The following is a 22,929-nucleotide window of genomic DNA, read 5'->3' as shown; positions in this document are numbered from 1 at the left end:
TAAACATGACCAGCCGATTCATGCTGATTTTTGCCGCGGTGAGTGGCTTTATTTTTGTTGCACTGGGCGCCTTTGGCGCACATGTCTTAAGCAAGTCGTTGGGCGCTGTAGAGATGGGCTGGATCCAGACCGGCCTTGAATATCAGGCGTTCCATACGCTGGCAATCTTTGGGCTGGCGGTGGCGATGCAGCGCCGTATCAGCATCTGGTTTTACTGGAGCAGCGTCTTTCTGGCGCTGGGTACGGTGCTTTTCAGCGGCAGCCTTTACTGTCTGGCACTTTCGCATTTACGCCTGTGGGCGTTTGTTACACCTGTCGGTGGCGTCAGCTTCCTGGCGGGTTGGGTATTAATGTTTATCGGAGCTATCCGTCTGAAACGCAAGGGCGTTGTTCATGAATAAGGTTGTTTTATATTGTCGCCCGGGGTTTGAGAAAGAGTGCGCCGCGGAAATTACCGATAAAGCGGCGAAGCGCGAAATCTTCGGCTTTGCCCGCGTAAAAGAAAACGCGGGCTATGTGGTATTCGAATGCTATCAGCCTGAAGATGCGGATAAGCTGGCGCGCGAGCTGCCGTTCAGCTCGCTGATTTTTGCGCGCCAGATGTTTGTCGCGGGTGAGCTGCTCAAAGACCTTCCCCCTGAAGACCGCATCACGCCAATCGTGGGCATGCTGCAGGGCGTGGTGGAGAAGGGCGGCGATCTGCGCGTTGAAGTGGCGGATACCAACGAAAGTAAAGAGCTGATGAAGTTCTGCCGTAAGTTCACCGTTCCGCTGCGCGCGGCGCTGCGTGAGGCGGGCGTGCTGACGAACTACGAAACGCCGAAGCGTCCGGTGGTGCATATCTTCTTTATTGCACCGGGCTGCTGCTATACGGGCTACTCGTACACCACCAACAACTCTCCTTTCTTTATGGGCATTCCGCGTTTGCGCTTCCCGGCCGATGCGCCAAGCCGTTCTACGCTGAAGCTGGAAGAGGCGTTCCACGTCTTTATCCCGGCGGATGAGTGGGATGAGCGTCTGGCAAACGGCATGTACGCTGTCGATCTCGGCGCGTGCCCGGGCGGCTGGACCTATCAGCTGGTGAAACGCAACATGTGGGTATCGTCCGTTGATAACGGCCCAATGGCGCAAAGCCTGATGGACACCGGACAGGTCACCTGGCTGCGTGAAGACGGTTTCCGCTATCGCCCGAACCGCAACAACATCTCATGGATGGTGTGCGACATGGTTGAGAAACCGGCGAAAGTGGCCGCGCTGATGGCCTCCTGGCTGGTGAACGGCTGGTGTCGCGAGACCATTTTCAACCTCAAGCTGCCGATGAAAAAGCGCTATGAGGAGGTGTCTCAGAACCTGGCCTACATTCAGGAGCAACTGGACGAGCACGGGATTAACGTGGAGATCCAGGCGCGTCAGCTGTATCACGACCGCGAAGAGGTGACGGTGCATATTCGTCGCTGGTGGGCGGCCGTAGGCGGGCGTCGCGACGAGCGATAGCACGTACTTTGTTTTGCCCGGTGGCGCTGCGCTTACCGGGCCTACAAAAACCCTGTAGTCGTTTTAACGTTCTAAGCGCAACTGCTGTAAATTCCCGTCCAGCTGTAAATCCGTCTGTAGCGTTGCGATTTCCCGGCAGATAAACGCCTTCTCTTTATGCGCCTCCAGCTTCTTGCGCCATTTTTCTGGCACCTCGTCCAGACGGGCGTAAATGCCCTCCAGACTCTGAAAATCGGTCAGCAACTGCGCGGCGCTCTTCGGCCCAATACCGGCCACGCCCGGAACTTTAGAGCTGCTGATGCCTGCCAGGCCCCAGTAATCCGGCAATTGCTCAGGCGATACGCCAAACTCGCTGGCAATGAACGGCGCGTCCAGCCAGCGTTTTTGAAAATAGTCGCGAATGCGAATAGTCGGGGAGAGCAGCTGGCAGTAGCCTTTATCCGTTGAAACGATCGTGGCCTGATGCCCGGCACTCGCCACCTTTACGGCCAGGGTGGCCGCGAGATCGTCGGCTTCATTTCCCTGTGCGCCCCAGCAGGGGACGCCCCGCTGTTCAAATGCGGCGCGCAGCATGGGTAATTCGGCGTGAAGATCGTCCGGCATCGGTGCGCGTCCGGCTTTGTAGTCGGGCAGACGCTGGTGCCGCCAGCCCGTATTGCGGGCTTCGTCATCAAAAACCGCGACCGCATGGGTGGGTTCACTGTGGCGGATAAGCTGTTCCAGCGCGTGCAGGCAGGTGTCTTTACAAGGCGTCCCCTGTACCGCATGGATACGGCGAATCAGGTTAAGTGCATCGACGATAAGTAAATGAACGGCCACAGATAATCTCCCTTCTATCTAATGCGTGAAGGGTAACACTGTCAGCAGCATGAAACTATGAATGGTGGGGAAAACAGGAAGAAGCCTCGCAAAACGAGGCTTCCTGAGAGGCTTAATCGCAGGTTACGATCTTCATCGCCAGGCCGCCGCGAGAGGTTTCGCGGTATTTGGCGTTCATATCTTTACCGGTTTCGTACATGGTCTCGATAACCTTATCGAGACAGACGCGAGGTTCGCTGGTGCGGCGCAGCGCCATACGCGCCGCGTTTACCGCCTTCACGGAGGCAATCGCGTTACGCTCGATGCACGGAACCTGTACCTGTCCGGCAACCGGATCGCAGGTCAGCCCCAGGTTGTGTTCCATGCCGATTTCCGCAGCGATGCACACCTGCGTCGGGCTTGCGCCCAACAGCTCCGCCAGACCTGCCGCCGCCATGGAGCACGCCACGCCGACTTCACCCTGACAGCCCACTTCCGCACCAGAAATGGAGGCGTTCATCTTATACAGCGAACCAATCGCACTGGCCACCAGCAGGTAGCGTGCCAGCGAGTTCGCGTTCACTTCACGGATAAACTTGTCGTAGTACGCCAGTACGGCCGGAACGATGCCGCAGGCACCGTTGGTTGGCGCGGTGACCACACGGCCCCCTGCGGCGTTTTCTTCGTTTACCGCCAGGGCGAACATGTTGATCCAGTCCACCACGGCCATCGGGTCCGTTGTCGTTTTGTCGGTGCTCACCAGCATACGGCGCAGCGCTGCCGCACGACGCGGTACGCGAAGCTTGCCCGGCAGAACGCCTTCGGTGGTGATCCCGCGCTCAATACCGCCGCGCATCACTTCCCAGACGTTAGCGAAGTGCTGTTCCAGCTCCTCTTTGCTGTGCAGCGCCAGCTCGTTTTTCATCATCAGACCGGAGAGGGAAAGTCCCGTCTCCTGGCAGTGGCGCTGGAGGTCTGCCGCCGTTTTGTACGGATACGGCACCTCGACAGAAGAGGTACTGGTTTGACCAAAGTGGTCTTCGTCGACGATAAAACCGCCGCCGATAGAGTAGTAAGTCTGGCTGTATACCGCTTTGTCGCCGGCCAGCGCGGTAATGCGCATGCCGTTTTCGTGTAGCGACAGGTTGTCCGCATGGAAATTCATGCAATGGTCAACCGGGAATTCAACCTCATGCTCGCCGTTCGCCAGCAGCAGGCGCCCGTGGGTGTTCACGTCCTGGATAAAGCCAGGGATCGCATCAATATCAACGGTATCCGGCAGGTTTCCCGCCAGGCCCATGATAATGGCGATATCGGTGTGGTGGCCTTTCCCGGTCAGGGAAAGTGAGCCGTATACATCGACAACCACGCGGGTGATGTCGTGCAGGATGCCGCGTGCAATCAAGTCATCCGTGAACTGCTTACCGGCTTTCATCGGTCCGACGGTGTGAGAGCTGGAAGGACCAATACCGATTTTGAAGATATCGAATACGCTAATCATGATGCGTCCATTGCTTTCAGTCAGAGAGGAGGGAGTGCGCCGTCCGGGGACGGCGCGGGTGAGAATCAGAACATGGTGTACAGGGAGTAGAAGATCGCAGAGATAGCGATAAGCCCCATGATAACCACAAAGACGTTGCTGACATGACCGCTGTACTTACGCATAGCCGGGACTTTCTGAATCGCGTACATCGGCATCAGGAACAGAATCATCGCGATGACCGGGCCGCCCAGGGTTTCAATCATGCCCAGGATGCTTGGGTTCAGCGTCGCTACCGCCCAGGTGGTGAGCAGCATGAACAGTGCAGTGATTTTGTTCAGCTTGTTGATTTCAATGCTCTTGCCTTTACCGCGCAGAGATTTGATCACCATACCGTTGAAGCCTTCACGTGCGCCGAGGTAGTGGCCCAGGAAGGATTTGGTGATGGCGATCATCGCGATGATCGGTGCCATCCACGCAATCAGCGGTGCGTTAAAGTGGTTCGCCAGGTAAGACAGAATTGAGATGTTCTGCTCTTTCGCTGCCGCCAGGTCCGCCGGGGAGAGGCTCAGTACGCAGCTGAAGACGAAGAACATAACGGTCAGCACCATCATGATGTGAGCGCGTGCCAGGATGCTGGAGCACTTCTTCTCTGCGCCATTACCGTACTCTTCACGTTTCGCCACGGCGAAAGAGGAGATGATTGGGGAGTGGTTGAAGGAGAAGACCATTACCGGGATCGCCAGCCACAGGGTCATCAGCAGGCCGTTACCGGTCGCAGACGCGCTGCTCAGGGACAGGGTTTCCAGCGCTGCGCCGTTCCACTGTGGGATCAGGTAGCAGGCCAGCAGCATCAGTGCGGCCACAAACGGGAACACCAGCACGCTCATCGCTTTCACAATCATCTGCTCGCCGAAGCGCACGATGGTCATCATGCCGACAATCAGGATCAGAGACAGGATGGCACGCGGTGGCGGCGTCATGTGCAGCTGGTGCAGCATGAAGCTTTCAACGGTGTTGGTGATCGCCACGCTGTAGACCAGCAGGATAGGGTAAATCGCGAAGAAGTAGAGCAGGGTAATCAGTTTACCTGCGCCCACGCCGAAATGCTCTTCAACCACTTCAGTGATGTCTTCGCCCGGGTTTTTACCGGACAGCACGAAGCGGGTCAGACCGCGGTGTGCAAAGAAGGTCATCGGGAAAGCAATGATAGCCATAATGATCAGCGGAATCAGACCGCCGACGCCTGCGTTGATAGGAAGGAACAGTACACCAGCGCCGATTGCCGTGCCGTAAAGGCCAAGCATCCACATGGTATCCGTTTTGCGCCAACCACTTCGGGATTCAATCGAAGCAACGGTGCTGGTTTGAGTGGTTTCCATCTGTATCTCCTGGAGGAAGCAAATTGTCAGGTTTTTAGTCAAATCCGATGAAAAAGTGCCTGACGGTAATATGAAATTCGTTCAGTGACGGTTTTTTAATAATTTTCGCCCGTAACTATTGGCGGGCGGAAAGATACATTCTCGTTATGAATCTATCAGTGATCGCGATCCCAAATGCAATAATCCACTTATGATGTGGGCATCTTTAGACCATTTATCTGTTAAAAAAACATCAAAGAGAATTTACGCGCGCGAAGGCTACCACCAACGACATGTGCGCTGAAAGACTGGCCCTTGATATAGGTGTCTTTCGCTGTAAAGAAATGGGTTTTTAGTATTTTCTGGCAGGTAATTTGGATTAAGGCTGATAATTTACGGTTGAAAAATACAGGTAATCGTTTGCGTTTGTGGCAATTTTGTAAAAGATATAAGTGATGCCTATGAATTACATCAGGAATAAAAAAAGCCGGAACGCGCGACAGGGCGACCCGGCTTTGATGAGATGCCGCTAAGCGTTATGTGCAGATTTCGTAGCAAGGAATATAGGCGGAGCCCGGCAGCTTCATGCGGTGCTGGGCGACAAAGCCCTGCAGCATGTCATCCATGCGGCGCATCATCTCCGGGTCGCCGTGGATCTTGTACGGACCGTACTGCTCAATGGCGCGGATACCGACCTCTTTGACGTTGCCCGCCACAATCCCGGAGAAGGCGCGACGCAGATCGGCGGCCAGGACTTCCACCGGCTGATCCGGGTAGAGTTTCAGGTTCGCCATGTTCTCGTGTGAAGGCTCGAACGGGATCTGCAGATCCGGCGCAATGCGGATTGACCAGTTAAAGCTGTAGGCATCCCCGGTATCGCGACGGTTTTCTTTCACCAGCGGCATCGCTTTTTTCATCTGACGCGCCACTTCCGCAGCATCGTCGATGATGATGCGATAGTGACGACGCGCGGCTTCACCCAGCGTGTGTACGATAAACTCGTCCAGCACGCGGAAGTAGTCGGCGCTCTCTTTTGGTCCGGTCAGGATCAGCGGCAGAACCTGATCTTTGTTGGCCGGGTTCATCAGAATACCCAGCAGATAGAGCAGCTCTTCCGCTGTCCCCACGCCGCCCGGGAAGATGATGATGCCGTGGGCGATACGAACAAACGCCTCAAGACGTTTTTCGATATCCGGCATGATAATCAGCTCGTTAACCAGCGGGTTAGGTGGCTCAGCGGCGATGATGGACGGCTCGGTCATGCCGATAAACCGTCCCTCTTTGTAGCGCTGCTGCGCGTGACCCACTGCGGCACCTTTCATTGGCGCTTCCATCGCACCCGGACCACATCCGGTACAGATATTCAGCTCGCGCAGGCCAAGCTGGGTGCCCACCCGACGCGCATAAAGGTATTCGGTTTCGTTAATGGAGTGGCCGCCCCAGCAGACGACCATGTTCGGCGCTTCACCCACGTGCAGGGCACGGGCGTTGCGCATAATAGAGAACACCAGGTTGGTGATATGGACCGAGCTTTCCAGGTCGAGATGCTGGAAACGGCCTGCGTTGTGGATCTGCCCGTTAACAAACAGGATGTCACGCAGCACGGCAAACAGGTTAGCCTGAAGTGAACGGATGATGCGTCCGTCGACGAATGCCTCTTCCGGCGGGTTGATGACTTCAAGCTTCACACCGCGCTCGCGGCGCAGCACGTTGATATCAAAGCTTTCGAAGCGGGACAGCAGTTCTTTACTGTTATCTGTCAGGCTTCCGGAGTTCAGAACGGCAAGTGAACAGTTACGAAACAGTTGATAAAGATCGCTGCTGGCCGTGCGTTTAAGCATGTCCACTTCCAGCTGCGACAACATATCCATTGAGCCAAGCGGGCTAATATGTGTAATCAAGTGAGCTCCTTACGGGACGATTATCGTCTTTCCCTGTTGATTACAATAGCCCTGCCGCGTGACGTTTCACAACCTAAAGCGCGGAAGATACCGCGCATATTGTGAAAATATTTATATTACTGACGCACCAGCCGGCCCGTCGCAGGCACAAAATCGGTGTTGGTACGCCACGGGTTGATGTCCAGGCCGCCGCGGCGGGTGTAGCGCGCGTAAACGCTCAATTTTTCCGGCTGGCAGAAGCGTTGGATATCGCTAAAGATGCGCTCCACGCACTGCTCGTGGAATTCATTGTGATGGCGGAACGACACCAGATAGCGCAGCAGCTTTTCCCGATCAATTTTCGGGCCGCGATACTGGATCTGCACCGAGCCCCAGTCCGGCTGGTGGGTAATCAGGCAGTTGGATTTCAGCAGATGGCTCACCAGCGTCTCTTCAACCACCTTGCCGCTCGCCGCGTTTTCGAGGTAATCGGCGCTGAATTCATAATTCTCCACCTCGATATCCTGATCGTCGATGCAGGTCCCGTTGAAGTGGGCGACTGGCTGGCCTTCCAGTTCGTGCAGGCGATACAGTGATACGCTCACCTTTCCCTGCGCGCAGGCGCTTAAATCACGTTCCAGGGTGTGCTGAACGTCGTCCCAGCTGTTGAATTTGGTCTGGTTAAAACTGTTGAGATAGAGCTTAAAGCTTTTGGACTCGACGAGATTCACGCTGGCATAGTCCAGCTCAACGTGTCCCACCGCCACCTGCGGCAGGCCGCGCGCGTTGAGCCACGAGAGTTCGTACAGCGTCCAGATATCGCCACCCACGAACGGCAGCGCGTCCGCGTGCAGTCCCAGAGGATCGCGGTTCAGGCTACGCGGCACGCCCTGCAGCAGGCTTGCATCGTAGGTATCGCGGTAATCGGTCGATTTACCCAGCGTTAAGCCGGTTAACGCCTGATGATTTTCGTAAGACATGTTTCATAGCCACTTTACAGGTACACTTATGGCCTGAGTTTATCCTGTCTGACAAGAAGAGAGAAATCGGTGGACATCGAAACTGCAAATGCCCTCACTACCTTCACGACCCGCTACTGCGACGCATGGCATGAAAAGCAGGGCACGTGGCCGCAAAGTGCTGATTTATATGGCGTCCCTTCGCCGTGCATTATCTCTTCGCTTGAGGATTACGTGATCTGGCAGCCGAAGCCGAATAACGGCGAGCAGAATGTAAATGCGGTTGAACGGGCAATGGACATTGTGGTACAACCAGCGGTTCATGCGTTTTATGCCACGCAGTTTGCAGGGGATATGCCCGCGCGCTTTGCGGACATGACGCTGACGCTGTTGCAGACCTGGAGCGAAGACGATCTGCAGCGTGTTCAGGAAAACCTGATTGGTCATCTGGTCACGCAAAAGCGCCTTAAGCTTTCTCCGACGCTCTTTATTGCCACGCTGGACAGCGAATTGGACGTTATCTCCGTCTGTAACCTGTCAGGCGAAGTGATTAAAGAGACTATCGGTACCCGCAATCGCGAGACTCTCGCCCCTTCTCTTGCGGATTTCCTCACCCGACTTGAGCCCTTTCTGTAATCCATGCTGCTACAGCGCGTGTGAGAGATCTCTTACAAGGTTTGTGAGAGATCGCTGGAACATTCAGTATTACCTCATTAAATTCAGATTAATATCACTCTATTTTTCAACGAATTAGTTGTTCCTCCTATTATTTTTAGGGAGTCCCCGCGTCTTACAACGCTGGCTGAGTGGGTTGTAAGACGAAGCGGAATAGCGGATTCTATCTCCGTCGACAGGAAGCCGACACGAGAAACGAACATCAGGATGATGGCGTTTCTCACACAGGACTCGTCAGGATGGCGCAGCAGGAAGGCTTCTGGATGAAGCGAAGTGGATAACGCAGGATGCGTAAGGGACACCTCCAGGAAGGAGAACGAGAGCCGGTCAGGATGGTCGGTGGGTCAGGAAGGCCAGGACGTTTCAGGATGAAACAAACACGTCAGGAAGAGGTGTGCAGGATGCGAAAGGTAGACGGATGACCAGGCCTTCGGGCTTCAGGAAAAGTTGTCACGGATGAGCAGGGAGCACGAATTGTAGCTGGAATGCTGCGGAACGAACCGGGAGCACTGTTTTTACAGTGCTCCCTTTTTTTATTTCTGCCTTTCGCAATGCTATGCTGCGCGCCGTTCACATTTTAGTTGAGGTTACTATGACGCAACACGATAGCGTTCGTGCTCAGTTGCACGCCATCGAAGCCCTTTTGCGCCAACATCAGCTGTGGCAGGAGACCGCGCCGCAGCCAGAAGCGTTCGCCAGCACCCAGCCTTTCTGCCTGGATACTCTGGCGCCTTTCGAGTGGCTGCAGTGGGTGTTAATTCCGCGTATGCACGCCCTGCTTGAGGGGGGGCACCCCTTACCGCAGGCGTTTGCTGTCTCTCCCTATTATGAAATGGCGCTCGACGCGACGCACCCTGCGCGCGACGTCATGCTGGTCGAACTGGAAAAGCTGGATGCCTTGTTTGCCGGTGAAGAGGCATGACGCTTGAGATCCTCTATCAGGACGAGTGGCTGGTGGCGGTGAATAAACCGTCAGGCTGGCTGGTGCACCGCAGCTGGCTGGATCGCGACGAGAAAGTGGTGGTGATGCAGACCGTGCGCGACCAGATTGGTCAGCATGTGTTTACCGCCCACCGCCTCGACAGGCCGACCTCCGGCGTGCTGCTGATGGGGCTTTCCAGCGAAGCTGGCCGACTGCTGGCGCAGCAGTTCGAACAGCACCAGATCCAGAAGCGCTACCACGCGGTCGTGCGTGGCTGGCTGACCGAGTCTGCCACCCTGGACTACCCGCTGGTGGAGGAACTGGACAAAATCGCCGATAAATTTGCCCGGGATGACAAAGGTCCGCAGCCCGCCGTGACGGATTATCGCGGCATGGCGACGACGGAAATGCCGGTGGCCACCAGCAAATTTCCGACCACACGCTACAGCCTGGTTGAGCTTCTGCCCAAAACCGGGCGTAAGCACCAGCTGCGACGCCATCTTGCGCATCTGCGCCACCCGATTATTGGCGACAGCAAACACGGTGATTTGCGCCAGAACCGCAGCGCGGCCGAACACTTTGGCTGCCATCGTCTGATGTTACACGCAAGCGAGCTCAGCCTGATGCACCCGTTTACCGGCGAGCCGCTGACTCTCCGCGCGGGGCTGGACGACGTCTGGATGCAGGCGCTGTCACAGTTTGGCTGGCTGGGACAACTCCCCGAAAATGAAAGGGTTGAGTTTGTATCGGGCAACGTTCAGGATGAAGAGTAAGCGTATTCACTATGGGAAAATAGCATGGCTGAAGTAGGCATTTTTGTCGGTACAATGTACGGCAACTCGCTGCTGGTCGCGGAAGAGGCGGAGGCGATTCTGGCAAGCCAGGGTCATAAAGCCACGGTCTATGAAGATCCGGAGCTGGCGGACTGGGAAAAGTATAAAGATAAATACATTCTGGTGGTGACCTCCACCACCGGGCAGGGCGATCTGCCGGACAGCATCGTGCCGCTGTTCCAGGGCATTAAAGACCAGCTTGGCTATCAGCCAGACGTTCGCTACGGCATCATCGCCCTCGGCGACAGCGCTTACGCTAACTTCTGCGGCGGCGGCAAGCAGTTCGATGCGCTGTTGCAGGAGCAGAGCGCCCAGCGCGTCGGCGAGATGCTGCTGATTGATGCGGGTGAGCACCCGGAGCCAGAAAGCGAATCAAACCCGTGGGTGGAGAACTGGGCCTCACTTCTCAAATAACACTCTGCCCGGCGGCGCTTCGCTTGCGCGGGCCTGCGGGTTTTCCAGGCCGGGTCAGGCGTAGCCGCCACCCGGCATTACACTCCGCACCAAACGCCATTTCCGTGAACCACCTTCCACTCCTCTGGGCTTATGCCCTAAACAACCTCCCTCACGCCCTTTAATACTGTGTTTTTGCACGGTGAGGTGAAGAGGCACTCCTTCATATACTTTTCCGGTCACGATAAAACGGCTTCAGGCCGTACCAAAACGACAAAAACCAATCTCATTCTGCTTACCCTACCGGTGCTGTACAGAATGAACCAGGCGAAAGCTATGTTTCAGGAGTGCAACAATGAGTTCATTAAGCCACGCAGCGAGCAGCGCTGAAAAGCGCACCAATGCCCGCTACTGGATAGTGGTGATGCTGTTTATCGTCACGTCCTTTAACTATGGTGACCGCGCCACGCTGTCGATTGCCGGCTCGGAAATGGCAAAAGATATCGGCCTTGATCCCGTGGGCATGGGTTACGTTTTCTCCGCCTTCTCGTGGGCCTACGTCATCGGGCAAATTCCTGGCGGCTGGCTGCTCGACCGCTTTGGCTCGAAACGGGTCTACTTCTGGTCCATCTTCATCTGGTCTGCCTTTACTCTGCTGCAGGGCTTCGTCGATATCTTCAGCGGCTTCGGCATTATCGTCGCGCTCTTCACGCTGCGCTTCCTGGTGGGCTTAGCGGAAGCGCCTTCCTTCCCGGGCAACAGCCGCATTGTGGCGGCCTGGTTCCCGGCTCAGGAGAGGGGAACGGCGGTGGCGATTTTCAACTCCGCACAGTACTTCGCGACGGTGATCTTTGCGCCCATTATGGGCTGGCTAACCCATGAGGTGGGCTGGTCGCACGTGTTCTTCTTTATGGGCGGACTCGGGATCGTCATTAGCTTTATCTGGCTGAAAGTGATCCACGAACCCAACCAGCACCCTGGCGTAAACAAAAAAGAGCTGGAGTACATCGCTGAAGGCGGCGCGCTGATCAACATGGATCAGAAATCCTCGACGGCGAAAGTCCCGTTCAGCCAGAAATGGGCGCAGATCAGGCAGCTTGTCGGATCGCGCATGATGATCGGGATCTATCTGGGCCAGTACTGTATCAACGCCTTGACCTACTTTTTCATCACCTGGTTCCCGGTGTACCTCGTGCAGGCACGCGGCATGTCGATTCTGAAAGCGGGGTTTGTTGCCTCGGTCCCGGCCATCTGTGGCTTCGTGGGGGGCGTGCTCGGCGGGGTGATTTCCGACTGGCTGATGCGCCGCACGGGTTCACTGAACATCGCGCGTAAAACGCCCATCGTGCTCGGCATGCTGCTCTCCATGACCATGGTGTTCTGTAACTACGTCAATGCCGAGTGGATGATTATCGGCTTTATGGCGATGGCCTTCTTCGGCAAAGGCATTGGCGCGCTGGGCTGGGCGGTGATGGCGGATACGGCCCCGAAAGAGATCAGCGGCCTGAGCGGCGGTCTGTTCAACATGTTCGGCAACATCTCCGGGATTGTGACGCCCATCGCTATCGGCTACATCGTCGGCACCACCGGATCGTTTAACGGTGCGCTAATCTACGTGGGTGTGCATGCGCTGGTGGCGGTGCTGAGTTACCTGGTGCTGGTGGGGGATATCAAACGCGTCGAACTTAAACCTGTTGCGGAGCGTGGCTGATGACAACGCAATCGAGCCCAACCATCACTGAGATGAAGGTCATCCCGGTGGCCGGGCAGGACAGCATGCTGCTCAATATTGGCGGTGCGCATAACGCCTGGTTTACCCGTAATATCGTCGTGCTGAAAGACAGCGCAGGAAATACCGGCGTGGGCGAGGCGCCAGGCGGAGAGGTGATTTACCAGACGCTGGTCGATGCCATTCCGCAGGTCGTGGGGCAGGAGATTGCCCGCCTGAACAAGGTGGTTCAGCGGGTGCATAAGGGCAATCAGTCGGCAGACTTTGAGACATTCGGAAAAGGTGCCTGGACGTTTGAACTGCGCGTCAACGCGGTCGCTGCCCTGGAAGCGGCTCTGCTTGATTTACTGGGGAAGGCGCTCAATGTCCCGGTCTGCGAACTGCTGGGGCCCGGCAAACAGCGCGATGCAGTCACCGTGCTGGGCTATCTGTTCTACGTTGGCGATCGCAATAAAACCGATCTCCCCTATCTGGCCCGAACCGCGGGCGACCACGACTGGTATCAGTTACGCCACCAGGAAGCGCTCTCCAGCGACGCGGTGGTGCGGCTGGCCGAGGCGGCGCAGGATCGCTACGGCTTTAAGGATTTCAAGCTGAAGGGCGGCGTGCTGCCCGGCGAGCAGGAGATTGAAACGGTCCGGGCGCTGAAAAAACGCTTTGCGGATGCTCGGATCACCGTCGATCCCAACGGCGCATGGCTGCTGGATGAAGCGATTAGCCTGTGCAAAGGGCTGGGCGATGTCCTGACCTATGCGGAAGACCCCTGCGGCGCGGAACAGGGCTTTTCGGGCCGCGAAGTGATGGCCGAGTTCCGTCGTGCTACCGGACTGCCGGTGGCGACCAATATGATCGCCACCAACTGGCGCGAAATGGGCCATGCGGTGATGCTCAACGCCGTCGACATTCCGCTGGCGGACCCGCACTTCTGGACGCTCTCAGGCGCGGTCCGCGTGGCGCAGCTGTGCGATGACTGGGGACTCACCTGGGGCTGTCATTCGAACAATCACTTTGATATTTCGCTGGCGATGTTTACCCACGTTGGCGCCGCTGCGCCGGGTAACCCGACCGCCATCGACACGCACTGGATTTGGCAGGAAGGCGAAGCCCGCCTGACGAAAAATCCGCTGGAAATCATCAATGGCAAGATTGCCGTACCGGATGCGCCGGGCCTGGGCGTGGAGCTGGACTGGGATCGGATCCATAAAGCCCATGAGGCGTATAAAAAATTGCCGGGCGGCGCGCGTAACGATGCGGGCCCGATGCAGTACCTTATTCCCGGCTGGACATTTGACCGTAAGCGCCCTGTTTTCGGACGTCACTGATAAAAGGATTACACGATGAGTACTTTTACGACCCCTGTCGTCACCGCCATGCAGATCGTTCCGGTTGCGGGCCATGACAGCATGCTGATGAATCTGAGCGGCGCGCACGCGCCGTTCTTCACGCGCAACATTGTCATTATCAAAGACAATGCCGGCCATACCGGCGTGGGTGAAATTCCGGGCGGGGAGAAGATCCGCAAAACGCTGGAGGACGCCATTCCGCTGGTGGTGGGCAAAACGCTGGGTGAGTACAAAAATGTCCTTAACACCGTGCGTAACACCTTTGCCGATCGCGATGCCGGGGGCCGGGGTCTGCAGACCTTCGATCTGCGCACCACTATCCACGTGGTGACAGGCATTGAAGCCGCGATGCTGGATCTGCTGGGCCAGCATCTGGGCGTTAACGTTGCGTCGCTGCTGGGCGAGGGGCAGCAGCGCAGCGAAGTGGAAATGCTGGGCTATCTGTTCTTTGTCGGCGACCGCAAGCTGACGCCACTGCCGTATCAGAGCCAGCCGGATGAACAATGCGACTGGTACCGGCTTCGCCACGACGAGGCAATGACCCCGGATGCGGTGGTGCGCCTGGCAGAAGCGGCATACGAAAAATATGGCTTCAACGATTTCAAACTGAAGGGCGGCGTGCTGGCCGGGGAAGAAGAGGCGGAAGCCGTCACCGCGCTGGCAAAACGTTTCCCGCAGGCGCGCGTGACGCTCGATCCGAACGGGGCCTGGTCCCTTGATGAAGCGATTGCGATCGGCAAGCAGCTGAAAGGCGTGCTGGCCTACGCGGAGGACCCGTGCGGGGCTGAGCAAGGCTTCTCTGGCCGTGAAGTGATGGCGGAATTCCGTCGCGCTACGGGGCTGCCGACCGCGACCAATATGATTGCGACCGACTGGCGTCAGATGGGACACACCTTATCCCTCCAGTCAGTCGATATTCCGCTGGCCGACCCGCACTTCTGGACGATGCAGGGTTCGGTGCGCGTGGCGCAGATGTGCCATGAGTTTGGCCTGACCTGGGGTTCGCACTCCAACAACCACTTCGATATCTCGCTGGCGATGTTCACGCACGTCGCCGCCGCTGCGCCGGGCTCGATCACTGCTATCGACACCCACTGGATCTGGCAGGAAGGTAATCAGCGTCTTACTAAGCAGCCGTTTGAGATCAAAGGTGGCATGGTGCAGGTGCCTTCCACGCCGGGGCTGGGGGTTGAGCTGGATATGGATCAGGTCATGAAGGCCCATGAGCTGTATCAGAAACACGGTCTGGGCGCGCGCGACGATGCGATGGCGATGCAGTATCTCATCCCTGACTGGACATTCGACAATAAACGCCCGTGCATGGTACGATAAACGCATTGGGACCGCTCCCATGAGCGGTCTTTTACGTGGTGTATGCTTAACGTAACGACTATGCGTAAGGATGGCTTATGAAAATTGTTATCGCACCGGACTCGTATAAGGAAAGTTTGAGTGCGCTTGAGGTTGCGACAGCGATAGAACGTGGTTTTCGCGAGATCTTTCCCGAGGCGGTTTACGTGAAGCTGCCGGTCGCGGACGGTGGCGAAGGGACGGTTGAGGCGATGATCGCGGCAACGCAGGGAAGCATGGTACATGTTCCGGTGACCGGCCCGCTGGGCGAGCGCGTGGAGGGGTTTTATGGCTTGTCCGGTGATAAGCAGAGCGCCTTTATTGAAATGGCGGCGGCAAGCGGCCTGGAGCGGGTTGCGCCTTCGCAGCGTAATCCGCTGAAAACCACCTCCTGGGGCACGGGCGAACTGATTCGTCACGCGCTGGATGCGGGCGTTAAGCATATTATTATTGGCATTGGCGGCAGCGCTACCAATGACGGCGGTGCAGGGATGGTGCAGGCGCTGGGGGCGAAGCTGCTGGACGACAATGAACAGCCTCTTGGGCAGGGCGGGGGCGAGCTGAGAAAACTCGCGCGTATCGACCTGAGCGGGCTGGACAAGCGTCTGGTGGAATGCCGGATTGAGGTGGCCTGCGATGTAACCAATCCGCTTACCGGGAAGGACGGCGCGTCAGCGGTATTCGGCCCGCAGAAGGGCGCCACACCCGAGATGATCGTCACCCTGGACAACGCGCTTGCGCACTATGCAAGCGTGATTGCCCGGGACCTGGATATCGACGTGCTGAACCTTGCTGGCGGCGGCGCGGCGGGGGGCATGGGCGCGGCGCTCTACGCCTTTTGCGGCGCGCAGCTGCGCCAGGGCATTGAGATCGTGACCGATGCGCTACACCTGGCCGATCAGGTGGCCGATGCGGATCTGGTGATCACGGGGGAAGGCCGCATTGACAGCCAGACGATCCACGGCAAAGTCCCGGTGGGGGTGGCGAAGGTGGCGAAACGCTTTAACAAACCCGTTATTGGCATTGCAGGCAGCCTGACGGCGGACGTTGGCGTGGTACACGATCACGGCATTGATGCCGTGTTTAGCGTGATCTACACCATCTGCACGCTGGAAGACGCGCTGGAAAATGCCGGCGAGAACGTCAGGATGGCCGCAAGGAATATCGCGGCGGTGCTGAAAGTGGGGCAGGCATTTTAACTGTGATTGCCGGGTGGCGGCTTCGCCTTACCCGGCCTACGTTAGTGCACCTGTAGGCCCGGCAAGCGGAGCGCCACCGGGCTTTTACCTCAGCTCCCCAACACCTTCATCGCTTCGCGCGTCACGTTATCCATTTCATCCAGCAGCTCCAGGAACTCCGGTTCAAGCTCCGATTCCGGCGTGCCCGCACGCAACTGCTGCTCCAGCAACTGGCAGAGGTTTTTCAGCCGCGGTACGCCGCTGTACCCGCAGCTGCCGTGCAGCTTGTGGATTGCGTCCAGCAGATCTTCCGGGTTTTCACCCACCAGTTGCTCTTCCACCTTGTTGCGAATTTCCGGCAGAAACGCGACCAGCATTTGCAGCATGTCGCGGGCCAAATCGGGTTTACCTGCCGCCTGGCGCAGCGCGAGCTGCCAGTCAAAGGTCGCGTTTTGATTGATGCTGATTTCAACCGGTTCGCTGGAAACCGTGTACGTTCCGCCAATATGACCCGGCTTGTAGCGCAACAGCAGGCTATGAAGTTTCTCTTCATCGATGGGCTTTGCCAGATAGTCATTCATCCCGGCGCTCAGCAGCTTCTCCTTCTGGCCCGCCATCGCGTGCGCGGTGACAGCAATAACCGGCGTTTGCTGCTGATGCGGCAGCTGGTGGATCAGCTCGCACGCCCGGATGCCGTCCATGCCCGGCATCTGAATATCCATCAGGATTAAATCGAACTGCATCTGCTTAGCCTGTTCAACCGCCTGCGCGCCGCTGGTGCACAGCTCCACATGCTGAACCTGGTCCTCAAGCAATGCGCCAATGAGCTTCAGGTTGGCCGGATTATCATCCACTGCCATCACGCTCATCGGCAATTTTTGCTCATCGTTAATCAGCGGAAGGGCATGCTGGCTAAGACGGCAATATTCCGTGAGGGCTGGCAGCAAACGGGTTGCGGTCAGTGGTTTCAAAAGGCACGCGGCCGCGCCGTCGTTTTTCAGTTCTTCCGCGTTGAGCTGCCCATGGCACGGCAGCGCCAGCAGCAGGTAGTCGGTCATCGACGCGGCTTTCGCCAGGCGCTCCTGCTGCATGGTCAACTCGCCGGTGAAGGTGACCGGAATGCCCATCAGCAGAATATCGTAATGCTCTACGGCAAGCGCCGAGAAGGTGGGGCTGTAGACCACCTCCAGCGGCGTGGTGCTTAAGATGTCGAGCGTACACTGCGCCGCCGCAGCGTTAGGCTCAACGTAGGCCAGACGCTTGCCTTTCAGGCAGTCCGTCACCGGGCCATCGGTCAGCACGTTCGGATTAAGGTCCAGATTAATGTGGAACCAGAAGGTTGAACCGCGGTTTGGCTGGCTGTGGAAAGAGATATCGCCGCCCATCTCGTTCACCAGGCGCTGGGTGATCACCAGCCCCAGACCGGTACCGCCATGACGGCGGGAGATGCTGGCGTCCGCCTGACGGAACGCCTGGAACAGACGCGACTGGTCGCGCTCCGGAATACCGATGCCGGTATCGCGGATCTGGACTTCAATCTGGACCTTATTGCTGCTGATCGAGCGTTTCTCTACCAGGATGTCGATATTACCGCTTTCGGTGAACTTAATGGCATTCCCGACAAGGTTGGTTATGACCTGCTGCAGGCGCAGCGGATCGCCAATAACGTTATCCGGCACGTCGTTTTTAATGTTAAGCGTCAGCTCCAGGCCTTTGTCGTGCGACGAGTGCGCGAGCAGCGTCACCACTTCATCCAGCGTGCTGCGCAGCGGGAAGGGGATACTCTCGAGGATCAGCTTGCCCGCCTCCAGCTTGGAGAAGTCCAACACGTCGTTAATGATCGCCAGCAGGTTGTTGGCCGAGCGTTCAATGGTATGCAGGTGATCCCGCTGAGTGGGGTTGAGCTCGCTTTTCAGGGTCAGACGGGTAAAGCCGATCACGCCATTGAGCGGCGTGCGCAGCTCGTGCGACATATTGGCAAGGAATTCCGATTTAATACGCGCCGCTTCCTGAGCGCGCTTTTTCGCCAGATCCAGCTCAACGTTCTGGATCTCCATCTGCTCCAGCGTTTCGCGCAGGTCGGACGTCGCCTGGTCAACGTTGTGCTGCATCTCTTCGTGATAGGCCGCCAGCGACATCGCCATCGAGTTGATGCCGTTTTTCAGCATGTCCAGCTCGCCCAGCATAAACCCTTCCACACGGCTGTCGAGCTGTCCCCGGCGGATGCGGTCAACCGTGTTAACCATGTTGCGGATGGGACCCGTCACGTCGCGCATCAGGCGCCAGCCGAAGATCAGCGCAATGCCGATGCAGAACAGCATCATCACGCCGGAAATGAAGATCTCTTTGTACTGCTGTAGCCGGACCGACTTGAGATCCAGCTCCAGCGCCACATATCCCAGCATATTATTGCTGGATTTGGCGTCGGACTGCGCAGACTCATCGGGGGAATAGCTTTCCGACACGATCGGCGTGCGCAGGATCATGATATCGCCGCGCCGCAATACGGTGAGGTGGCGCGGGAACGGCGTACCGTCCGGGATCTTCAGTGCTGCCGGATCGAGATGAAAGTTTGAGGTCACAAACAGGCGGTTATGTTCGTCGTAAACGGAAATGGCGCGTACGATATCCGAGTGACGACGGTGGAGTACGCTGATTAACTGCCCAATGGATTCGCGGTTTTGCAGGTTCATGCCGTACTCGCTGGAGACGGCAAGCGGTTCGATAATACTGGCACCTGCATCTTCCAGCTGTCGCTGCAAATCGTTATAGCGGTGCACCACAAAGAAGATACTCAGCAGCAAACCGATGAGAACGGTGGGGGCGAGGATCAAAATCATCATGCGCGCGCGCAGGCTGTAGTTGGTCATGGCGTTCCGTTATGGGACAATTAAGATAATTATGGTTATGTGAGAAAAATCTCGGCGATGGCGCAATTCTACTCTGCAAAGCGACGCGTGACGACGCGTCAAATCATCACTGTTGAGGCCACGGAACTCGATCCGTTTGGCCAGGGAGTGGCACGCCACAATGGTAAGGCTCTGTTTATAACAGGTTTACTGCCAGCAGAACGAGCAGAAATTACGCTAACCGAAGATAAACGCCAGTTTGCGCGCGGGCAGGTTAAGCGTCGCCTCAACGATAGCCCGGAGCGTGTGGCACCCCGCTGTCCCCATTTTGGCGTGTGCGGCGGCTGCCAGCAACAGCATGCGAGCACAGAATTACAGCAAAAAAGCAAAAGCAACGCGCTGGCGCGTCTGCTTAAACATGACGTTAACGAAATTGTTGCCGATGAGCCCTGGGGCTATCGTCGTCGCGCGCGCCTGAGCCTCAGCTATCAGCCAAAAACGGAGCGGCTGGAGATGGGGTTTCGCAAGGCCGGCTCCAGCGACATCGTTGACGTGAAGCAGTGCCCCATTTTGGTGCCCCATCTTGAGGTGTTGCTTCCGGAAGTGCGCATCTGCCTCTCCGGGCTGGACGGCGTACGCCATCTTGGGCACGTCGAACTGGTCATGGCAAACAATGGCCCGCTGATGGTGCTGCGCCATACCGCGCCGTTGTCGAAGAAAGATCGCGAAAAACTGGAACGCTTTTCGCATTCCCACGACCTGGCGCTTTTCCTTGCACCACAAAGCGAGATACTTGAACAGGTTACCGGTGAGGCGCCCTGGTATGCGTCAAACGGGCTACGCTTAACGTTCAGCCCGCGGGATTTCATTCAGGTTAATGATGGCGTTAATCAGCAGATGGTGGCGAAAGCGCTGGCGTGGCTGGACGTTCAGAAAAGCGACCGGGTGCTCGATCTGTTCTGCGGAATGGGCAACTTCACGCTGCCGCTGGCGCGAGAAGCGGCCAGCGTCGTCGGTGTGGAAGGCGTTGAGGCGCTGGTGGCGAAAGGGCAGGAGAACGCGCGGCAGAACGGCTTGCAAAATGTGACATTCTTTCATCAAAATCTTGAGGACGATGTCACCCAACAGCCGTGGGCAAAGCAGGGCTTCGATAAAATTTTGCTCGACCCGGCACGTGCCGGTGCCCCGGGCGTGATGGCACATATTATTAAACTCGCGCCAAAGCGTGTGGTCTATGTTTCCTGTAACCCGGCAACGCTTGCCCGGGACAGCGAGGCACTGCTCAGCGCGGGTTACCAGATTCAGCGTCTGGCAATGCTGGACATGTTCCCGCACACTGGGCATCTGGAATCGATGGTGTTGTTCGAGCACATCTAATTTGTTTGGCTTGTCGACTTCGACAGGCCCTGGTCCCTAAAGGAGAGGACAATGGTTGCGGTAAGAAGTGCACATCTCAATAAAGCTGGGGAGTTTGACCCACAAAAATGGATCGCAAGTCTGGGAATTTCCAGCCAGCAGTCGTGTGAACGCTTAACCGAAACCTGGGCCTATTGTCTGCGCACCACGCAGGGGCATCCCGACGCCGATCTTCTCCTGTGGCGCGGCGTGGAGATGGTTGAAATCCTGTCCATGCTGAACATGGACATCGAAACGCTGCAGGCCGCGCTGCTCTTCCCCCTCGCGGATGCGGACGTGGTCAGCGAAGACGTGCTGCGCGACAGCGTCGGAAAATCCGTCGTCGCGCTGATCCACGGCGTGCGCGATATGGCAGCCATTCGTCAGCTCAAAGCCGCGCATACGGATTCCGTCTCCTCAGAGCAGGTCGATAACGTTCGCCGGATGCTGCTGGCCATGGTGGATGATTTCCGCTGCGTGGTCATCAAGCTGGCCGAGCGTATTGCCCATCTGCGAGAGGTGAAGGATGCGCCGGAAGACGAGCGCGTGCTGGCTGCCAAAGAGTGTACAAACATCTATGCGCCGCTGGCGAACCGGCTGGGGATTGGTCAGCTGAAGTGGGAGCTGGAAGATTACTGCTTCCGCTATCTGCACCCGGCGGAATACAAACGGATTGCCAAACTCCTGCACGAGCGCCGTATCGACCGCGAGCACTATATCGAGGAGTTTGTCGGCGGCCTGCGCCAGGCGATGAAAGAAGAGAACGTACGCGCTGAAGTCTACGGTCGACCAAAGCACATCTACAGCATCTGGCGCAAAATGCAGAAGAAACACCTCGCCTTTGACGAGCTGTTTGACGTGCGCGCCGTGCGTATCGTGGCGGAGCGTCTGCAGGACTGCTACGCCGCGCTGGGGATAGTGCACACGCACTTCCGTCATCTGCCCGATGAGTTCGACGACTATGTCGCCAACCCCAAACCGAACGGCTATCAGTCAATCCATACCGTGGTGCTTGGCCCTGGCGGTAAAACGGTCGAGATTCAGATCCGCACCAAACAGATGCACGAGGACGCCGAGCTGGGCGTTGCCGCGCACTGGAAATACAAAGAAGGCACGTCCGGCGGGGCGCGTTCAGGCCACGAAGACCGCATTGCCTGGCTGCGTAAGCTGATTGCGTGGCAGGAAGAGATGGCCGATTCCGGCGAGATGCTCGACGAAGTGCGCAGCCAGGTCTTTGACGATCGCGTCTACGTCTTTACCCCGAAAGGGGACGTTGTCGACCTGCCGGCCGGCTCTACGCCGCTCGATTTTGCCTACCACATCCATAGCGATGTGGGGCACCGCTGCATCGGGGCGAAAATTGGCGGGCGTATCGTACCGTTCACCTATCAGCTGCAGATGGGCGACCAGATTGAAATCATTACCCAGAAGCAGCCGAACCCGAGCCGGGACTGGCTTAACCCGAACCTGGGGTATGTCACCACCAGCCGCGGGCGCTCGAAGATTCACGCCTGGTTCCGTAAACAGGATCGAGACAAGAATATCCTTGCCGGTCGCCAGATCCTTGACGACGAGCTGGAGCATATCGGGATCAGCCTGAAAGAGGCGGAGAAATTCCTGCTGCCGCGCTACAACTTCAACGAGCTTGATGAGCTGTTAGCGGCGATTGGCGGCGGTGATATTCGTCTGAATCAGATGGTGAACTTCCTGCAGGCGCAGTTCAATAAGCCAAGCGCGGAAGAGCAGGACGCGGCGGCGCTGAAGCAGCTGCAGCAGAAAACCTACGCGCCGCAGCAGCGCAGCAAAGACAACGGCCGCGTGGTGGTCGAAGGTGTCGGTAACCTGATGCACCACATTGCCCGCTGCTGTCAGCCAATTCCAGGCGACGATATCGTCGGCTTTATCACTCAGGGGCGCGGAATTTCGATTCACCGTTCCGACTGCGACCAGCTTGCCGAGCTGCAGTCCCATGCGCCGGAGCGCATCGTGGAAGCGGTCTGGGGCGAGAGCTACTCCGCCGGCTACTCGCTGGTGGTGCGCGTCACTGCCAACGACCGCAGCGGCCTGCTGCGCGACATCACGACCATTCTCGCCAACGAGAAGGTCAACGTGCTGGGCGTCGCCAGCCGCAGCGATACCCGCGAGCAGCTTGCCACCATCGATATGACCATTGAAATCTATAACCTGCAGGTGCTGGGCCGCGTGCTTGGCAAGCTGAACCAGGTGCCGGATGTGATTGACGCGCGTCGTCTGCACGGCGGCTAAACATCCTCTTCCGTAGGCCGGGTAA

18 protein-coding genes are annotated in these 22,929 nt (G+C 57.4%); 12 read left to right on the top strand and 6 right to left on the bottom strand.

Going from position 1 to position 22,929, the window contains the following annotated elements; all coding sequences use genetic code 11:
- The first annotated feature begins 5 nt into the window (after window positions 1-5).
- Both ACHH0Z_RS09685 and rlmM read left to right on the top strand, forming a co-directional pair.
- Window positions 6-401, top strand: a complete 396-nt coding sequence (locus tag ACHH0Z_RS09685) for a DUF423 domain-containing protein (protein WP_008499646.1) — start codon at window positions 6-8, stop codon at window positions 399-401.
- Window positions 394-1,494 carry a 23S rRNA (cytidine(2498)-2'-O)-methyltransferase RlmM gene (rlmM, locus tag ACHH0Z_RS09680; RefSeq protein WP_023344824.1) on the top strand — a complete coding sequence of 367 codons (1,101 nt, stop codon included), beginning with the start codon at window positions 394-396 and terminating at the stop codon, window positions 1,492-1,494. Before ACHH0Z_RS09685 ends, rlmM begins: the two co-directional genes overlap by 8 nt.
- 63 nt (window positions 1,495-1,557) lie before the next feature.
- Here rlmM and xni read toward each other — a convergent pair whose 3' ends face one another.
- From xni to queF, 5 genes are all read right to left on the bottom strand, one after another.
- Window positions 1,558-2,313, bottom strand: coding sequence for a flap endonuclease Xni (xni, locus tag ACHH0Z_RS09675; RefSeq protein WP_045408484.1), 756 nt, complete (start codon window positions 2,311-2,313; stop codon window positions 1,558-1,560).
- Window positions 2,314-2,425: 112 nt separating this feature from the next.
- Window positions 2,426-3,793, bottom strand: coding sequence for an L-serine ammonia-lyase II (gene sdaB, locus ACHH0Z_RS09670; protein ID WP_045408486.1), 1,368 nt, complete (start codon window positions 3,791-3,793; stop codon window positions 2,426-2,428).
- A 65-nt stretch (window positions 3,794-3,858) separates the two neighbouring features.
- Complete coding sequence (locus ACHH0Z_RS09665; protein WP_008499642.1) at window positions 3,859-5,154, bottom strand: HAAAP family serine/threonine permease; 1,296 nt, start codon at window positions 5,152-5,154, stop codon at window positions 3,859-3,861.
- A 515-nt stretch (window positions 5,155-5,669) separates the two neighbouring features.
- Window positions 5,670-7,034 (bottom strand): nucleotide 5'-monophosphate nucleosidase PpnN, encoded by a 1,365-nt coding sequence (gene ppnN, locus ACHH0Z_RS09660; protein WP_045408488.1) that lies wholly within the window; start codon window positions 7,032-7,034, stop codon window positions 5,670-5,672.
- A gap of 116 nt (window positions 7,035-7,150) precedes the next feature.
- On the bottom strand, window positions 7,151-7,993 hold the full coding sequence (gene queF / locus ACHH0Z_RS09655; RefSeq protein WP_021241894.1) for an NADPH-dependent 7-cyano-7-deazaguanine reductase QueF: 843 nt from the start codon (window positions 7,991-7,993) through the stop codon (window positions 7,151-7,153).
- A gap of 69 nt (window positions 7,994-8,062) precedes the next feature.
- On the opposite strand from queF, the gene syd reads away from it, so the two are divergent.
- From syd to ACHH0Z_RS09615, 8 genes are all read left to right on the top strand, one after another.
- Window positions 8,063-8,608 carry a SecY-interacting protein gene (gene syd / locus ACHH0Z_RS09650; protein ID WP_045408491.1) on the top strand — a complete coding sequence of 182 codons (546 nt, stop codon included), beginning with the start codon at window positions 8,063-8,065 and terminating at the stop codon, window positions 8,606-8,608.
- 631 nt (window positions 8,609-9,239) lie between these two features.
- Window positions 9,240-9,569 (top strand): YqcC family protein, encoded by a 330-nt coding sequence (locus ACHH0Z_RS09645; RefSeq protein WP_045408586.1) that lies wholly within the window; start codon window positions 9,240-9,242, stop codon window positions 9,567-9,569.
- Window positions 9,566-10,342, top strand: coding sequence for a tRNA pseudouridine(65) synthase TruC (truC, locus tag ACHH0Z_RS09640; RefSeq protein WP_045408494.1), 777 nt, complete (start codon window positions 9,566-9,568; stop codon window positions 10,340-10,342). Before ACHH0Z_RS09645 ends, truC begins: the two co-directional genes overlap by 4 nt.
- Before the next feature lie 24 nt (window positions 10,343-10,366).
- A complete protein-coding gene (locus tag ACHH0Z_RS09635; RefSeq protein WP_008499636.1) occupies window positions 10,367-10,816 on the top strand; it encodes a flavodoxin in 450 nt (149 codons plus the stop codon).
- Window positions 10,817-11,150: 334 nt separating this feature from the next.
- The gene (gene gudP, locus ACHH0Z_RS09630; RefSeq protein ID WP_032675441.1) at window positions 11,151-12,506 is read left to right on the top strand and encodes a galactarate/glucarate/glycerate transporter GudP; all 1,356 of its coding nucleotides are present in this window, start codon (window positions 11,151-11,153) and stop codon (window positions 12,504-12,506) included.
- Window positions 12,506-13,846: an enolase C-terminal domain-like protein gene (locus tag ACHH0Z_RS09625; protein ID WP_045408497.1), complete on the top strand. Its 1,341-nt coding sequence runs from the start codon at window positions 12,506-12,508 to the stop codon at window positions 13,844-13,846. The genes gudP and ACHH0Z_RS09625 overlap by 1 nt, the downstream gene beginning before the upstream one ends.
- 15 nt (window positions 13,847-13,861) lie before the next feature.
- Window positions 13,862-15,199, top strand: a complete 1,338-nt coding sequence (gene gudD, locus ACHH0Z_RS09620) for a glucarate dehydratase (protein WP_045408500.1) — start codon at window positions 13,862-13,864, stop codon at window positions 15,197-15,199.
- Between the two features lie 77 nt (window positions 15,200-15,276).
- On the top strand, window positions 15,277-16,416 hold the full coding sequence (locus tag ACHH0Z_RS09615; RefSeq protein WP_045408503.1) for a glycerate kinase: 1,140 nt from the start codon (window positions 15,277-15,279) through the stop codon (window positions 16,414-16,416).
- Between the two features lie 89 nt (window positions 16,417-16,505).
- Here the strand turns inward: ACHH0Z_RS09615 and barA are convergent, their stop codons facing one another.
- The gene (gene barA, locus ACHH0Z_RS09610; RefSeq protein WP_045408504.1) at window positions 16,506-19,265 is read right to left on the bottom strand and encodes a two-component sensor histidine kinase BarA; all 2,760 of its coding nucleotides are present in this window, start codon (window positions 19,263-19,265) and stop codon (window positions 16,506-16,508) included.
- Window positions 19,266-19,322: 57 nt separating this feature from the next.
- Here barA and rlmD point away from each other — a divergent pair, with 57 nt between their 5' ends.
- Both rlmD and relA read left to right on the top strand, forming a co-directional pair.
- A complete protein-coding gene (gene rlmD, locus ACHH0Z_RS09605) occupies window positions 19,323-20,621 on the top strand; it encodes a 23S rRNA (uracil(1939)-C(5))-methyltransferase RlmD (protein WP_045408507.1) in 1,299 nt (432 codons plus the stop codon).
- Window positions 20,622-20,672: 51 nt separating this feature from the next.
- Complete coding sequence (gene relA / locus ACHH0Z_RS09600; RefSeq protein ID WP_008499628.1) at window positions 20,673-22,904, top strand: GTP diphosphokinase; 2,232 nt, start codon at window positions 20,673-20,675, stop codon at window positions 22,902-22,904.
- Window positions 22,905-22,929: the final 25 nt, after the last annotated feature.

This window comes from Enterobacter cloacae complex sp. 2024EL-00227, from assembly GCF_043945315.1.
In the GTDB taxonomy this organism is placed as follows: domain Bacteria; phylum Pseudomonadota; class Gammaproteobacteria; order Enterobacterales; family Enterobacteriaceae; genus Enterobacter; species Enterobacter roggenkampii.
This window is presented reverse-complemented; position numbering and strand designations above follow the sequence as displayed.

Excerpts from the sequence above, each read along its gene's own strand:
- ACHH0Z_RS09615 (WP_045408503.1), top strand. The coding sequence starts at position 15,277 with ATGAAAATTGTTATCGCACCGGACTCGTATAAGGAAAGTTTGAGTGCG.
- ACHH0Z_RS09685 (WP_008499646.1), top strand. The coding sequence starts at position 6 with ATGACCAGCCGATTCATGCTGATTTTTGCCGCGGTGAGTGGCTTTATT.
- rlmD (WP_045408507.1), top strand. The coding sequence starts at position 19,323 with ATGGCGCAATTCTACTCTGCAAAGCGACGCGTGACGACGCGTCAAATC.
- ACHH0Z_RS09645 (WP_045408586.1), top strand. The coding sequence starts at position 9,240 with ATGACGCAACACGATAGCGTTCGTGCTCAGTTGCACGCCATCGAAGCC.
- ACHH0Z_RS09665 (WP_008499642.1), bottom strand. The coding sequence starts at position 5,154 with ATGGAAACCACTCAAACCAGCACCGTTGCTTCGATTGAATCCCGAAGT.
- barA (WP_045408504.1), bottom strand. The coding sequence starts at position 19,265 with ATGACCAACTACAGCCTGCGCGCGCGCATGATGATTTTGATCCTCGCC.
- gudP (WP_032675441.1), top strand. The coding sequence starts at position 11,151 with ATGAGTTCATTAAGCCACGCAGCGAGCAGCGCTGAAAAGCGCACCAAT.
- ACHH0Z_RS09635 (WP_008499636.1), top strand. The coding sequence starts at position 10,367 with ATGGCTGAAGTAGGCATTTTTGTCGGTACAATGTACGGCAACTCGCTG.
- relA (WP_008499628.1), top strand. The coding sequence starts at position 20,673 with ATGGTTGCGGTAAGAAGTGCACATCTCAATAAAGCTGGGGAGTTTGAC.
- truC (WP_045408494.1), top strand. The coding sequence starts at position 9,566 with ATGACGCTTGAGATCCTCTATCAGGACGAGTGGCTGGTGGCGGTGAAT.
- ACHH0Z_RS09625 (WP_045408497.1), top strand. The coding sequence starts at position 12,506 with ATGACAACGCAATCGAGCCCAACCATCACTGAGATGAAGGTCATCCCG.
- gudD (WP_045408500.1), top strand. The coding sequence starts at position 13,862 with ATGAGTACTTTTACGACCCCTGTCGTCACCGCCATGCAGATCGTTCCG.
- queF (WP_021241894.1), bottom strand. The coding sequence starts at position 7,993 with ATGTCTTACGAAAATCATCAGGCGTTAACCGGCTTAACGCTGGGTAAA.
- rlmM (WP_023344824.1), top strand. The coding sequence starts at position 394 with ATGAATAAGGTTGTTTTATATTGTCGCCCGGGGTTTGAGAAAGAGTGC.
- sdaB (WP_045408486.1), bottom strand. The coding sequence starts at position 3,793 with ATGATTAGCGTATTCGATATCTTCAAAATCGGTATTGGTCCTTCCAGC.